This is a genomic window from Nocardia sp. NPDC059229 (genome assembly GCF_042754165.1).
Lineage (GTDB): Bacteria > Actinomycetota > Actinomycetes > Mycobacteriales > Mycobacteriaceae > Nocardia.
In genome coordinates, this window is record NZ_JBHZAK010000007.1 from 16,863 (window position 1) to 30,691 (window position 13,829).

Below are 13,829 nucleotides of genomic sequence, written 5' to 3' on the forward strand. Positions count from 1 at the left end.
TCAGTCCCCGGCGTCCCCACTGCCGCCCGCGGGCTTCGGGGGCGTCTCGTGGTCGTCCTCGGCCACGGGTACCGGCACCTTGTAGCGGTCCGGGTCGGGAGTATCGGGTTCGGCGCTGAACATGGGTTTGCTCGGGTCGCCGGTGTGCAGGTCCTGGTAGAGCTCGTCGGGCGAGTCGGCCAGCAGCGAGCGCAGGGCGGTATTGAGCACCGCCACGAACGGCACCGCGAGCAGACCGCCCGCCAGACCCGCCAGCACCACGCCCGCCGCGATGGCGAGCACCACGGCCAGCGGATGGATACGGACCGCGCGGCCCATCAGCAGCGGTTGCAGCACATGGCCTTCCAGCTGCATGACCGCCACCGTGATGCCCAGCACGATGAGCGCGGTGACGATGCCCTTGGTCATGAGCGCGATGAAGACCGCCACCGAACCGGCGATGAACGAACCGACGATCGGGATGAACGCGCCGATGAAGACCAGCGAGGCCAGCGGAAGCGCCAGCGGCACATTGAGAATGGCCAGGCCCGCGCCGATACCGATGGCGTCCACCGCCGCCACCATGACGGTGGCCCGCACGAAGCCGGTCAGCGTGCCGAAGCCCAGCCGCCCGGCCTGACGGACCTTCGCCCGGTGCCGGGTCGGGACGATCCGGGTCACGAACTCCCAGATCTGATCGCCGCCGTAGAGGAAGAAGATGAGGATGAACAGGGTCAGGAACGTGCCGGTGAAGAACTCACCGATGACCGTGGCGGTGGTGAGCGCGCCGTTGGTCAGCGCGTCCTTGTTCGACTCGACGGTCTTGACGATGGTGTCGCCCGCATTGCGGATCTGGTCGTTGCTCAGGTGCAGCGGACCGTTGATCAGCCAGTCCTGCACCTGGTGCACGGAGGTCTTGAACTCGTCCGACAGCTGCGGCACACCCGAGACGAACTGCTCGACGACGAAGGTCATGATTCCGGCGAGCAGACCGAGCGCCCCCACCAGCGCCACGAACACCCCGATCGCCCGCGGCACCCCGAACCGCTGCATCCAATTGACCAGCGGCGCCATCAGGGCCGCACCCAGCAGTGCGATGGAAATCGGAATGGTGACCGTCGAAAGCCGCCGCGCCAGGTAGGCCACCGCGAGCACCGCCGCGAAGATGATCAGCAACCGCCAGCACCACTCCGCGGTCTGCCGCACGATGGGGTGCACGGCCTCCACGTCGCGCCGGCGCACCCCGCCGGACTCGCTCGATCTGCCGGACCCTGCCTGCACCTCGCTCACCTCAGCGAGCCTACTGGGTTGTATCCGTATTACGGCGGCTGCAAAACCAGCGTGGCAAGAGCCCCTACCCATCTCACGGTCTTTCGTTCGATCGGTCAGGTGACGCCTGATTTCGTTGCGCCAGGGGTAACTCGTCGGGTACCACCGAAATTGGTTTGGCTCCGGTCCGCCGGCACGCGTCCCCAGCGGTCGACGGCTCTCAGTTGCGCGCTGAAGCCCCGGAGAGGCGGGGGAGCTAGATTGGTGATCGTGTCAGCGCCCTTGGAAGCGGTCAAACAGACCATGCATACCCGCTGGCCGCTGTACTTGGCTTCGATGCTGGCGGCGAACGCCTTCGGCGCTGTCCTGGTGTGGGCCTTCATTCAGTACGGGCTGCCGGTTCCGGAGGGCGGGACCAGCGCGACCCGGCAGACCGGGCTGCTGATCCCGGGGCTGGTCTTCGTGATCGGCGGGTTCCTGAGCGTGACCGCGTCGGCGCTCATGCTGCGGCCGGTCATGCGGTGGCAGATGCGCGGCGGGCCGCCGTCGCGGCAGGAGCAGATGGCGGCGCTGCACGCCCCGCTGCGGCAGGCCATCGTGCATCTGGTGCTGTGGCTGGTCGGCGGTGGCGTGCTGGCCTCGGTCATCATCGTGCGGACCCCCGAGCTGGCCGCGGCGGTGATCGTGACCGAATGTATGGCTGCCACCATCGTTTTCGGCTTCACCTACATGCTGGGCGAGCGGATCCTGCGGCCGGTCGCAGCCGAGGCGCTGACCACGGGGGCCTTCGACCACACCCTGACCGCGGGCGTCGGTACCCGGATGGCCATGACCTGGGGCATGGGCACCTTCGCGCCGACGATTGCCATCGTGCTGCTGTGCGTCACCCAGATTTCTTCTCGCGTCCAGTTTTCCGCGCAGTCGCTGGCGGTGTCGATTCTGCTGTTGTGCGGTGTGGTGATCATGCAGGCGCTGGCGCTTTCCATGCTCACCGGCTCTTCCATTTCCGATCCGATTCGCCAGCTCAGCCAGGCCATCGACCGCGTGCAGGAGGGTGCACGGGATGTGCAGGTGGAAGTTTTCGACGGTTCGGAAATCGGGCTGCTGCAGGTTGGCTTCAACCGAATGATGGGTGAGGCCGCCAAACGCCGGGAACTGCAGGAATTGTTCGGTCAGCATGTCGGTGAGGACGTGGCGCGCCGGGCACTCGAGTACGGCACCGAACTCGGTGGTGAAACCCGATTCGTGGCGGTGTTGTTCGTGGATATGGTCGGTTCGACCGCGACCGCCGCGGAACGCCCGCCGACCGAAGTGGTCAGTCTGCTCAACGAGTTCTTCCGCGTGGTGGTGGATGTCATCGACCGCAACCACGGGCTCATCAACAAATTCATGGGCGATGCCGCGCTGGCCATCTTCGGCGCCCCGCTGGACCGCCCCGATGCACCGACCGCGGCCCTCGCCGCGGCCCGTGAGCTGCGCGAAGCCCTGCGCGAGGTGGCCGGGCTGGATATCGGAATCGGCGTCTCCGCGGGGCTGGCGGTGGCCGGGAATATCGGTGGCGCAAATCGTTTCGAATACACCGTGATCGGTGATCCCGTGAACGAGGCGTCGCGCCTGACCGAACTCGCCAAAGACCGCCCAGAACGCGTCCTGACCTCGTCGAGCGCACTGTTTTTCGCCGATGAGAACGAGCAGCGGCATTGGCAGACCGGCGAAGAGGTGCAACTGCGCGGGCGCCGCCGGAAAACCCGGCTGGCCTGGCCGCGGGAAAGCACCGACCCGGCTGATGCAGACGAGGCGGCGGCGAGTTCGTTAGGCTGACGGCGTGACGGCCCATGGTGAGCTGGCCGGCGATCCTGCGCCGCCCGCGGATGACTCGCACCGTGGCAGGTTCTGGTGGGCCAAATGGGTTCTCGGCGCCGCGCTGGCGGCGTTGCTGATTTCCGAAGGCATATATCTATATCCGCGCCTGCACGAATCCTGGAAGAACCTCACCGAAATCCACTGGGGATGGGTTGCCGCCTGCATCGTCATGGCGGCGTTTTCCATGAGTGGCTTCGGTCGCATCCAGAAACAGCTGCTGCACGCCGGCGGCGTCGAGGTGAGCCAGCGGAAGTCGGTGTCGGTGGTGTACGGCTCCACCGGCATGTCGCTGACGCTGCCCGCGGGCCAGGTGTTCTCGGCGGCCTTCACCTACCGGCAAACCCGGCGCTGGGGCGCCAGCCCGATCGTGGCGTCCTGGCAGCTGGTGATGTCGGGCGTGATCGCGGCGGCCGGGCTGACGCTGCTGGGCCTGTTCGGCGCGGTGCTGTCCGGGGACCGGGTCGGCCCCGGCAAGGTGATCCTGACGCTGGGCACCGTCGCCCTGCTGATCTGGACCTTCAACTACGTCTCCCGTCACCCCGGCGGGGTGCAGGCGCTGGCGCAGCGAATCCTGCACCTGGTCAATCGGATTCGGCGCAAGCCCGCCGACGCCGGCATGGAGAAGGTGGCCGAGATCCTGACCCAGCTCGAGTCGGTGGATCTGGGCAAACGGGATGGCGCGTGGGTGGCGGTCTGGGCGCTCGTGCATCGGTTCGCCGATGTGGCCTGCCTGGGTTTCGCCTGCTACGCGGTGGGCGCGGATCCGCACTGGGCCGGGCTCATGCTGGCCTTCGCGGCCGGAAAGGCCGTGGGCACCATCCCTTTGGCGCCGGGCGGCATCGTCTATGTGGACGCCACCCTCATCTACTCGCTGACCGCGGCGGCCGGGCTGCCGGCCGCACAGGCCGTGGCGGCGGCGTTCCTCTACCGGCTGATCAGCTTCATCCTGGTGGCGATCGTCGGCTGGATCGTCTTCCTCTTCCTCTACCGCAAGCCGCAGGCCGACGACGCCGAGCTCGAGAAGGAATTCGAGGAGCGCGGCAATTCGCTGGTCACCGACCGGCGCCGGCCCAATCCGCCGGCCGATCCGGACGCGGCGTCGGCCTGACCCACCCCTCCGGCGTGACCGGCCAGGGTGGAGTGTCCCTGCACAGGCGCTCCCGGGACGCCCGATACCCTGTGCCGCGTGAAGAAACTCGTGCCCCTCGTCGTCGATGTCGCCCTCGTGGTCGTGTTCTGTGCGATCGGGCGGCGCAGTCACGACGAGGCGATCGGCGCGGGTCTGCTGCGCACCGTCTGGCCGTTCGGCACGGGGTTGCTGCTGGGCTGGGTGATCGCGCTGGTGGTGGCGACGGGCCGGGAAGGTGTGAGCGCGGCACGACGTTTCGACGGCCGCGCGGTGTGGCCGACCGGTGTGATCGTGTGGCTGAGCACCCTGGTCGGCGGCATGCTGCTCCGTGCCGTATCCGGTCAGGGCCTCGCCGTCAGCTTCTTCCTGGTGGCCGCGACCTTCCTGGCCCTGTTCCTGATCGGCTGGCGCGCCGCCGTGCAGGTGCTGCGCTCTCGTTGACGTTGCGGGTACTGCGCTCTCGCTAGTCGGGCGAGGCCAGCGACTGCAGCAGGCGCGCCGCCACACGCGCGGTGAGATCCCCGCTGTCCGGATCGTCGATGTGGATGGCGAAGGCCAGGTCTCCCATGGTGGCGATGAGCCAGGCGTTGTTGCCGGTGGTGGCCCCGTAGGCCTGCACATCGCGATACCTGTTGAGGCTGGCCATCTCCGGCGCGCCGACCCCGTCGTGCAGCATGCCGCGCAGCCGGTCGGTGGCCTCGCCGGGCAGAGCGGCCAGGTCGGCCTCAGTGGTGGCGGGCTGGCCGATGGTGATCATCGGCTTGGGCACCTGCCCCTTGGCGATGGCGGCCGCCGCGATGGCCATGCCCCACGGGCTGGCCAGCAACGAGTCGGCGGCATTGCCGCGGCCCACGTTCTCGGCGGCGTTCTTGCCGGTGGGCAGCCGGCCGGTGGTCTCGTCGAGGCCGGGCACCTTGAAGTCGATGCCGATGCCGAGCAGGCTGGCCGCGTCCGCCGCGTCGCCGACCGAGACATCCTGCGGCGCTTTGTGTTTGGTCACCGCGGCGACGTTCTTGAACAGCTCGATCATGCCGCCGACCGGGTACTGCCCGGTGAAGGCGATATTGCCGTGCTCGCTGGCCTGACTGTTCTGCGCCACCGCGACCAGGGCCCCGCTGGAGGGCTGGATGGCCACGATGGAGGTGGGCGAGCCGGTGCTCACCGCAGCGTCCTCGGCGGCACGCTGCAGGCGCTGGTCCATGGTCGCCGGAATGTCGGCCCCGGGCGGGCCCTGCTCGCCGGCCAGCTGGGTGACGAAACTGCCGTCGGGCTCGAACAATTGCACGCCCCAGCCGGAGTGCGCGTCGCGATCGTCCTGCCACACCTTGGTGAGCGCGTCGAGCATGGGCGACCAGACCCGGCGGTCCGCGGAGATGAGCTTGGGCTGCTTCAGCAGCACCACACCCGGGATCGGGGCCATGCGCGGCTCGAGGATGGCGAAGTCGCCGTCGCGCAGGTTGACCGCGACGAAGGGTTTGCCCTGGGAGGCCGCGAGCTGCTGCATCAGCGACGGTCCGTCGATGAGCGGCGCGACCGGCGCGATGGCGGCGGCCAGCGCGTTGGTGGAGGCGACCGGGTCGGTGATCTTGGCCGGGTCCAGCTGGACCACATTGATGGTCTGCTCGGTCATGAGCGGCTGGCCGACGATGTCGTTCACCCGCGGTGAAGGAGTGGCGAAGGTGCGCACCAGCTTGGCGCTGCGTTTGGCGTCCAGCTGCGGCATGACCATGGCCGGATCCCACGAGATACGCCAGCCCACACTGAGTTTGCGCACGGTACCCTGCAGGTCGTATTTCCAGTCCCGCTTGTCGCCGAAGTTCCAGGCGCCGGTCATGGAGAAGAGTCCGGTCGTACCGTTCAGTCCGGTGAACTGGGTCACGTGGTAGTCGGGCTTACCCGGGTCGAGTCCCTCGAAGACTTGCTTCAGCGTTGCCGAAGCACCCGCCGGGTAGGAGGTCAGCCGCGACGCCCCGTCATAGTCCTTCTTGTCGATCAGCGTGGTGAACCGTTCGACCACCGCCTCCGCACCCGTCGACCGCTCCCGAAAACCACATGACCCCATCGCGATCGCGACGGCTGCCACACCCGCGAGTGCGATCGCACCCCGTACCCGGAAGCGGCGGGATCCCCACACATCCATATCGCCCACTCTTCACTCTGGCCACATCAGCAACAGGTCCACGGTACCGCGCGGCGAACGCCCACGGCTTCACCATCCCACCAGGCGCATTTGCATCGAGCACCACCATAGTGCCGAAATCGGTCAGCAGTGACCACTTACATGATCACCGGTCGGTTACATCCCCTGGCGTATTCGAGACTCGGCAGACCGTTCGGTTCTCACTGGTGACAGCGTTGCGGGCCGGCCTCGGCGAAGCCGCCGAACCTCGTTCTCCCAGAGCAGAACCCACTCCCGCTGAAACGACGTAACGTTGTAATCAGTATTACAACTCCTTGCAGTAAGTGAGTGTGACCATCATGAGACACGGACATCGTGGACACGGTTTCGGGCGCACCGGAGGCTGGCAGCAGGCCGACCTTCCCGACGCCTCGGACGCTCCCGCCTGGTTCGCTGGAAGATTGCCAGCCGACTGGTTCACCGGTCCAGCAACCCTCGAAGTCGATCGCGACGAAATCGTCGTCCTCGGCGAACTCCCCCTCCCCCCAGTCGAACCCGCCCCGGGCGACGACGCTCCCGCCGAGGGCGCGGCACCGGCCACCGTCCCGCAGGCCACCCGCGAGGGCATCATCGCCCGCTTCCGGGAGACCACCCGCCCCGCCCGCATGCAGATCGCCCAGGAGGCCCAGGCCCGCTACGGCCGCAATGTCGCCTGGGGCGTGCTGGTCGACGGCGAGCGAATCATGTTCACCCACCTGGCCGTTCCGGTCATGACCCGGTTGCGCCAGCCCGAGCGCAAGGTGCTCGACACCCTCGTCGACGCCGGCGTGGCCCGCTCCCGCTCCGACGCGCTGGCCTGGACGGTCAAGCTGGCCGGCAAGCACGCCGAGGAGTGGCTCGCGGAATTGCGCACGGCCATGCGCAAAGTCGACGACCTGCGCACGGAGGGACCGACCGGCCTCTAATACAGTGGGCGCATGGCTGCTTCCGGTCCGATCCTGGTGCTCAACGGCCCGAACCTGAACATGCTCGGCACCCGCCAGCCCGAGGTGTACGGGGCCGACACCCTCGACAACGTGGTCGAGCTGTGCCGCAAGACCGCGGCGCGGTTCGACCGGGAGATCGTGGCGTTCCAGTCCAATCACGAAGGCGCGCTGATCGACCGGATCCACGCCGCGCACGGGGTGGAGGCGGGCATCGTGATCAATCCGGGCGGGTTCACCCACACCTCGGTGGCGCTGCGCGACGCGCTGGTGATTCCGGAGGTGCCGATCGTGGAGGTGCACATCAGCAATGTGCACGCCCGCGAGGAGTTCCGGCATCACTCCTACATCTCCCCCATCGCCACCGCGGTGATCGCGGGGATGGGCATCCAGGGTTACGCGGCCGCGATCGAATTCTTGATCCGCCGCTCCCCCGCCTCCCCGTAACTTCGGCGCACGGCCGAGGGCCGTTCACCGTTGGGCACGCGTGCCGGCGGTTGGGAGCCGAACCGATTCTGGACGTACCCGGCGAGTTACCCGCATCTCACGAAATCAGTTGTCGCCTCACGAAAGAGGGCCCGGCTCGCTTGGAGCCGGGCCCGTTTTCGTGCACGAGAAATAGCTTGTCCACCCAAAAATGTAGTAGGTATGCTACATCCGATCCGGCTTCTACTACGGAGGGGTGACATGTCGGTCGGTGAGGGCGTCGTACTCGACGTCGAGAACCTGCGGATGCGCTACGGCACCCGCGATGTCCTGCAGGACGTCAGCTTCCAGGCCCACCGCGGCGAGGTGCTGACGTTGCTCGGCCCGAACGGCGCGGGCAAGACCACCACCATCGAGATCCTGGAGGGCTTCCGCATGCGCTCGGCGGGCCGGGTCGAGGTGCTCGGCGCGGACCCGGCGCACGGCGACGAGGCCTGGCGGGCCCGGCTGGGCGTGGTGCTGCAGTCCTGGCGCGATCACGGCAAGTGGCGGGTGCGGGAACTGCTGGACTACCTGGGCATGTTCTACGCGCCCTACGCCACGGCCGACATCCAACGGCCTTGGAACACAGACGAACTCATCGCCGCGGTGGGCCTCGCCGAGCACGCGGACGCCAAGGTGATGACCCTCTCCGGCGGCCAGCGCCGCCGCCTGGACGTGGCCATCGGCATTGTCGGCCGGCCGGAACTGCTGTTCCTGGACGAGCCGACCGCGGGTTTCGATCCGCAGGCCCGCCGCGAATTCCACGATCTGGTGCACCGGCTCGCCGACGACGACCACACCACCATCCTGCTCACCACCCACGACCTGGACGAGGCGGAGAAGCTGGCCGACCGCATCCTCATCCTGGCCGGCGGGCGCATCATCGCCGACGGGTCGGCCGATCAGCTCTCCCGGCGCATCGCCGGTGAGGCCGAGGTGAAATGGACCCGGGACGGGCAGCGCTTCGTGCACACCACCACCGAGTCCACCAAGTTCGTCTACGAGCTGTTCCAGCAGTTCGGCGAGTCGGTCGAGGAGCTGGAGGTGCGGCGCGCCTCGCTCGAGGACACCTACATGACCCTGGTGCAGCGCTTCGAATCCGGCCAGGGCGACACCGACCTGCGCAGCCTGGAGGAGGTCCGATGAATCCGACGACCGTCGCGGTGCGGGCCGGTTTCCGGCGCGGCCGGATCGAGCTGATCCAGACCCTCACCAATGGGATGGACATCTTCTCGCAGTTCTTCTGGCCCGTGGCCACCATGATCGCGGTGTTCTTCATGCGCCACGGCGACTTCCAGGGCAGCGGCGTCGGCCTGGGCGCGCTGGCGCTGCCCAGCGTGCTCGGCATGCTGGTGGCGTTCACCGGCATGTTCGGCGTCGCCCAGGGCCTGGCCATGGATCGCGAGGACGGTACCCTGCTGCGCGCCAAGGCGACCCCCAACGGCATGCTGGGCTACCTGATCGGCAAGATCGTCGCGGTCTCCGGCGTCACCGTGGTCCAGGTGGCGCTGATCCTCGGGTTCGGGCTGCTCACCATCGGCGGGGTGAGCCTGGACAGCGTGGGCGCCTGGGCCACGCTGATCGGCATTCTGGTGCTCGGCCTGCTGGCCTGTCTGCCGCTGGGCGCGATCGTGGGCTCGGCGTTCGACAGCCCGCGCAGCATCGGCTTCATCTCGTTCCCCATCATGGGTCTGGTGGCGATCTCCGGAATCTTCTATCCCCTCACCGGCCTGCCTGGCTGGCTGCAGGCCATTGCCCAGGCGTTCCCCATCTACTGGATGGGCCTGGGCATGCGTTCGGCCATGCTGCCCGACGGCGCGGCCATGGTGGAGCTGACGCACTCGTGGCGGCACCCGGAAACCGTGGCGGTGCTGGGCGCCTGGGCGGTGGCGGGCATCCTGATCGCGCCGATCGTGTTGCGCCGCATGGCCCGTCGCGAATCCGGGGCCGCGGTGGCGGCCCGTCGCGAGAGGGCCATGGCGCGTGCCTACTAGCGAGGTCATCTACAACCGGATCGCGATGCTGCGCGCCGAGCGCGGCATCTCGCGCCGGCAGCTGGCCGAGGCGCTGGGCGTGCACTACCAGACCGTCGGCTATCTGGAGCGCGGCGAATACAGCCCGAGCCTGCATCTGGCGCTGCGGCTCGCGCAGTACTTCGAGGTGCCGGTGGAGTTCATCTTCTCCACCGCGCCCTTCCCTCGCATCGGCTCCGAGACCGCCTGATTCCCGTGCGGCTCAGGCGTTCTCGGAGACCGCGCCCATGAGTTCGAAGGTCGACACCGCCCGGCCCGCCGCCGCGCTGGCGGCGACGGCCCGGCGCCAGAACGCCTGCGCCGTGTGCGAGAGGGTGGCATCGACGCCGACCTCCGCACTGGCGTCGATGATGTGCTGCGCGCCCGCGTCCATCATGCGCAGTCCGGCCACGTCGGCCCAGCCGCCGTTCTGGTTCTCCACCGAGAATTGCTCCATGAAGTACGGGAAGGCGGCGTTGGAGCGCACCGCGAACGGCACGAACTGCGCGATGTCGTGGCCGGAGCGCGCGATCATGGCCGTGGCCTGGTCGAAGGCCAGCAGCCAGGGATGGAAGATGGTGAGCAGGCCCTGGTAGAAGACCTGCGCCAGACCGTCATCCGGGCCCAGGTACTCCTGCGGGCTCAGCGGGCGCAACAGTTCGGCGTGCGCGTCGAAGACCGCACGCGGGCCGCTGTAGAAGATGTAGGACGCCGGGTGTTCGATATTGTCGCCCGCCGACATCACACCGCCGGAAAGGAATTCGGCGCCGCGCTGCCGCAACCACGCCGCGCCCCGGCGGGCCTGCTCGGGCGAATCCGAGGAGAGATTGGCGATCACCGTGCCGCGCAGGTGATCCGCGGCCGGACCCAGCACGTCGTACATGGCGGCGTAGTGGGTGAGGCTGAGCACGGCCACCGCATTGGCATCGAGCGCCTCGGCGACCGTGGCCGCCCGCCGGGCCCCGAGCTCGACCATGGCGTCGGCCTTCTCCGGACTGCGGTTCCAGACCGTGACCTCGACTCCGGCCTTCAGGAACGCTGCGACCATGGCCCGCCCCATCGGGCCCAGACCGATGACGGTGACCGATCGACGCAGATCAGACATGGTGTATCCCCTTCGATTTCGGCTGTTCGGAACTGGCGCGCCGGAATCGATGGTGGCCGGGATCGGTAGCCTCGGGAAGACCGCACCTGCGCGTGGGGTTGCTTACCCCAAGGTTCGAAATCTGGTCAGGAGGGCGCGATGAGTACCGGCGGTGACGCGGATCACGAGGTGTGCGGCATGTCTGTGGCCATCGAGGCGGTCGGCGGCAAATGGAAGATGCACCTGATGTGGGTGCTGGCCGAGGGACCGCAGCGGTTCGGGCAGATCCGGCGACTGCTGACCGGTGTCAGCGAGAAGGTACTCGCGGAGAACCTGCGGCAGCTGGAGGCCAGCGGCATCGTGCACCGCGAGATCTACCCGGAAGTGCCGCCGCGCGTGGAGTATTCGCTCACCGAGCTGGGCTGGGAACTCAGCGCGGCGCTGCGGCCGCTGGAGGAGTGGGGCGACCGAAATCGGAACCGGATTCCCGGCCGCGCGCTCACCCCGGCCACCTAGGACTCCGCGATCCGCTCCCCGATCCGTTCCAGCAGGGCGGCGGCGTTCGCCATGCTGCGGGCCGGATCGGGCTCCAGCTCGGACAATGCGTAGGCGGTGGCGAATCCGGCCTCCCGCACCTGCTCCGCGGTGAGCAGCACCCGGCCCGCCACCGCGACCACCGGGACGCCCGCCGCCAGCGCCGCGCGACAGACCCCGATCGGGGCCTTGCCGGACAAGCTCTGGGTGTCCAGCGAGCCTTCCCCGGTGACGACCAGATCCGCGTCCGCCAGCCGGGCCCGGAAATCGATCAGTTCGAGAACGAGCTCGATGCCCGAGCGCATCCGCGCGCCCAGCGCCGCCAGCGCCCCGAAACCGGTGCCGCCCGCCGCGCCCGCGCCCGGTTTGTCGGCCCATTCCGGGCCCAGCACGGCGGCCCAATTCTTCAGTGCCGCTTCGAGAGTGGCGACCTGCCCGGGATCCGCGCCCTTCTGCGGCGCGTAGATCGCGGCCGCGCCATCCGCGCCGAGCAGCGGGTTGTCCACATCGCTGGCCAGCGTCACCGTCGCATCGGCCAGCCCGGGGTGCAGATCGTCGCGATCCACCCGCACCGCGCGCGCGAGTGCCGCTCCGCCGCAGGGCAATTCGTTCCCGTCGGCGTCGAGGATGCGCAGTCCGAGCGCCTGCAGCAGGCCCGCCCCGCCGTCGGTCGAGGCGCTCCCGCCCAGCCCGAGCACGATGTCGCGCGCTCCCCGATCGAGCGCGTCCCCGATCACGTCCCCCACCCCGTAGGTGCTGGCGTGCAGCGGATCGGGCTGTCCGCCGGGGAGTTCCGCGAGGCCGCTGACCGCGGCCAGCTCCACCACGGCCACCCGCCCGCGGACCGCGTACGAGGTGGTCACCGGCGCGAGCGTCGGCCCGTAGCTCTCGACCTCCACCCGTTCCCAGCCTGCCGCCACGAAGGCGTCGACCGTCCCGTCCCCGCCGTCGGCGACGGGTGTCCGCCGCACCGCTGCGCCGGGGGCGGCGCGGGTGATCCCCACGGCCAGCGCGTCCGCCACCTGGGTGGCGCTCAGGGAGCCCTTGAACTTGTCCGGGGCCAGCAGCACCCGGCGCGGGGGTGGGTTCGTCATCCCTACATTTTGATCTCCGATGTGGGAAGCGACACGCTGGACGCCACCGATCGGCCAAAGGGACGAATAGCCGTCACGGGACAACTAACGTCGCACCCATGTCGAGTGAGTCGGTCGAGGTCCGCAAGAACGCCGCACTGGATCGGTTCGAGTTGTACGTCGACGGATACCTCGCCGGGGTCGCGGCCTATCAGGACACCGCCAACGAGCGGGCCTTCGTGCACACCGAGGTCTACCCGCAGTTCGAGGGCCTGGGGTACGGGCGCAAGATCGTGCAGGGCGCGCTCGACCAGACCCGCGCCGACGGGTTCGGGATCCTGCCGCTGTGCCCGATGGTGCACCACTTCGTCGAATCCCGGCCCGAGTACCTGGCTTTGGTGCCGCACTGGTCGCGGGAAAGGCTCGGCCTGCCCCAGCAGTGACCGCCGGTCGGTACTCCTCGACGGCACCGCCGGTCGGTACTCCTCGACGGCACCGCCGGTCGGTACTCCTCGACGGCACCGCCGGTCAGTACGCCTTGACCGCACCGTCCAGCGCGTTCTGCAGTTCTTCGCGCACCACCCGCGTGATCTCGGCGGGTTTGGTGGGCAGCTCCGCCACCGGCATGCCGAAATAGAAGCTGGCCGAGCGGGCCTCCTCCTTGGTGGGTTCCACCCTGGGATCCAGCCGCGGGCCGTAACTCAGACCCAGGCTCACCAGCACCGGTTCCGCCCCGAGCTTCCTGGCCCGGAAGGCAATGTGCCCGATGCCGGTTCCGACCGTCTGCACCTGGGTGGGGTCCACGTCGTTGCAGGTGCCCTCCGGGAACACCGCCACCCCGTCACCGCGCGCCATGCGCTCGGCGCAGATGTCGATCATGCGCTGCCCGGCCGCGTTCACCGCGCGCAGGCCGTGGTCCTTGCCCCGGAACACCGGGATGCCGCCCATCATGTCGATGCGCTCGCGCAGCTTGGTCTCGGTGAACAGCTCGTCCTTGGCCAGTACCCGGGTGTGCCCGATGACCGGCCGCAGCGCGCTGCGCCAGGCCGCGGCGCCAACGGTGTAAGGATCCAGCTGGGAGAGGTGGTTCACCGCGATGAGCAGCGGTCGCCGCTGGGAGATGAACTCCCGCAGCCGGTCCCGCGCTCCGTCCGCGTAGGTCACCCGGGGCCGATAACGACGACCCAGTAGCCAGTAGGCCGCCCGCGCCTTCAGCAGGTTCTGCTGGTGGTCACGATAGAAGTCGTAGACCGCGTCGCTGTTCTCGAGGACGACTTCGGGGCGTTCCATAGCGCCCACCCTAGCTACGAACCGCA

The 13,829-nt window shown here is 68.7% G+C and carries 15 protein-coding genes; 10 read left to right on the top strand and 5 right to left on the bottom strand.

Going from position 1 to position 13,829, the window contains the following annotated elements:
• The gene (locus ACFXHE_RS17555; protein ID WP_379384217.1) at nucleotides 1–1,269 is read right to left on the bottom strand and encodes an AI-2E family transporter; all 1,269 of its coding nucleotides are present in this window, start codon (nucleotides 1,267–1,269) and stop codon (nucleotides 1–3) included.
• Nucleotides 1,270–1,551: 282 nt separating this feature from the next.
• On the opposite strand from ACFXHE_RS17555, the gene ACFXHE_RS17560 reads away from it, so the two are divergent.
• From ACFXHE_RS17560 to ACFXHE_RS17570, 3 genes are all read left to right on the top strand, one after another.
• Nucleotides 1,552–3,069, top strand: a complete 1,518-nt coding sequence (locus ACFXHE_RS17560; protein ID WP_379384739.1) for an adenylate/guanylate cyclase domain-containing protein — start codon at nucleotides 1,552–1,554, stop codon at nucleotides 3,067–3,069.
• A 4-nt stretch (nucleotides 3,070–3,073) separates the two neighbouring features.
• Entirely contained in the window at nucleotides 3,074–4,219 is a 1,146-nt protein-coding gene (locus ACFXHE_RS17565) for a YbhN family protein (RefSeq protein ID WP_379384219.1), read from the top strand.
• A gap of 78 nt (nucleotides 4,220–4,297) precedes the next feature.
• Complete coding sequence (locus tag ACFXHE_RS17570; RefSeq protein ID WP_379384221.1) at nucleotides 4,298–4,681, top strand: DUF3054 domain-containing protein; 384 nt, start codon at nucleotides 4,298–4,300, stop codon at nucleotides 4,679–4,681.
• 22 nt (nucleotides 4,682–4,703) lie between these two features.
• Here the strand turns inward: ACFXHE_RS17570 and ACFXHE_RS17575 are convergent, their stop codons facing one another.
• Nucleotides 4,704–6,380, bottom strand: a complete 1,677-nt coding sequence (locus tag ACFXHE_RS17575) for an NTF2-like N-terminal transpeptidase domain-containing protein (protein ID WP_379384223.1) — start codon at nucleotides 6,378–6,380, stop codon at nucleotides 4,704–4,706.
• 338 nt (nucleotides 6,381–6,718) lie between these two features.
• Here ACFXHE_RS17575 and ACFXHE_RS17580 point away from each other — a divergent pair, with 338 nt between their 5' ends.
• From ACFXHE_RS17580 to ACFXHE_RS17600, 5 genes are all read left to right on the top strand, one after another.
• Entirely contained in the window at nucleotides 6,719–7,324 is a 606-nt protein-coding gene (locus ACFXHE_RS17580) for a hypothetical protein (RefSeq protein WP_379384225.1), read from the top strand.
• 12 nt (nucleotides 7,325–7,336) lie between these two features.
• Complete coding sequence (gene aroQ / locus ACFXHE_RS17585) at nucleotides 7,337–7,789, top strand: type II 3-dehydroquinate dehydratase (protein ID WP_379384226.1); 453 nt, start codon at nucleotides 7,337–7,339, stop codon at nucleotides 7,787–7,789.
• 240 nt (nucleotides 7,790–8,029) lie between these two features.
• Nucleotides 8,030–8,956, top strand: a complete 927-nt coding sequence (locus tag ACFXHE_RS17590) for an ABC transporter ATP-binding protein (RefSeq protein ID WP_379384227.1) — start codon at nucleotides 8,030–8,032, stop codon at nucleotides 8,954–8,956.
• A complete protein-coding gene (locus tag ACFXHE_RS17595) occupies nucleotides 8,953–9,804 on the top strand; it encodes an ABC transporter permease (RefSeq protein ID WP_379384229.1) in 852 nt (283 codons plus the stop codon). Before ACFXHE_RS17590 ends, ACFXHE_RS17595 begins: the two co-directional genes overlap by 4 nt.
• 25 nt (nucleotides 9,805–9,829) lie before the next feature.
• Entirely contained in the window at nucleotides 9,830–10,033 is a 204-nt protein-coding gene (locus ACFXHE_RS17600; RefSeq protein ID WP_379384741.1) for a helix-turn-helix transcriptional regulator, read from the top strand.
• Between the two features lie 12 nt (nucleotides 10,034–10,045).
• Here the strand turns inward: ACFXHE_RS17600 and ACFXHE_RS17605 are convergent, their stop codons facing one another.
• Nucleotides 10,046–10,927, bottom strand: coding sequence for an NAD(P)-dependent oxidoreductase (locus ACFXHE_RS17605; protein ID WP_379384230.1), 882 nt, complete (start codon nucleotides 10,925–10,927; stop codon nucleotides 10,046–10,048).
• A gap of 138 nt (nucleotides 10,928–11,065) precedes the next feature.
• Between ACFXHE_RS17605 and ACFXHE_RS17610 the strand changes: the two genes are divergently transcribed.
• On the top strand, nucleotides 11,066–11,422 hold the full coding sequence (locus tag ACFXHE_RS17610; protein WP_379384231.1) for a winged helix-turn-helix transcriptional regulator: 357 nt from the start codon (nucleotides 11,066–11,068) through the stop codon (nucleotides 11,420–11,422).
• On the opposite strand, the gene ACFXHE_RS17615 is transcribed toward ACFXHE_RS17610, so the two are convergent.
• Complete coding sequence (locus ACFXHE_RS17615) at nucleotides 11,419–12,534, bottom strand: glycerate kinase (protein ID WP_379384233.1); 1,116 nt, start codon at nucleotides 12,532–12,534, stop codon at nucleotides 11,419–11,421. The two genes, ACFXHE_RS17610 and ACFXHE_RS17615, sit on opposite strands and share 4 nt — an antisense overlap.
• A 98-nt stretch (nucleotides 12,535–12,632) precedes the next feature.
• On the opposite strand from ACFXHE_RS17615, the gene ACFXHE_RS17620 reads away from it, so the two are divergent.
• Nucleotides 12,633–12,956 carry a GNAT family N-acetyltransferase gene (locus ACFXHE_RS17620; protein ID WP_379384235.1) on the top strand — a complete coding sequence of 108 codons (324 nt, stop codon included), beginning with the start codon at nucleotides 12,633–12,635 and terminating at the stop codon, nucleotides 12,954–12,956.
• An 85-nt stretch (nucleotides 12,957–13,041) separates the two neighbouring features.
• On the opposite strand, the gene ACFXHE_RS17625 is transcribed toward ACFXHE_RS17620, so the two are convergent.
• Nucleotides 13,042–13,803: a lysophospholipid acyltransferase family protein gene (locus ACFXHE_RS17625; RefSeq protein ID WP_379384237.1), complete on the bottom strand. Its 762-nt coding sequence runs from the start codon at nucleotides 13,801–13,803 to the stop codon at nucleotides 13,042–13,044.
• Nucleotides 13,804–13,829: the final 26 nt, after the last annotated feature.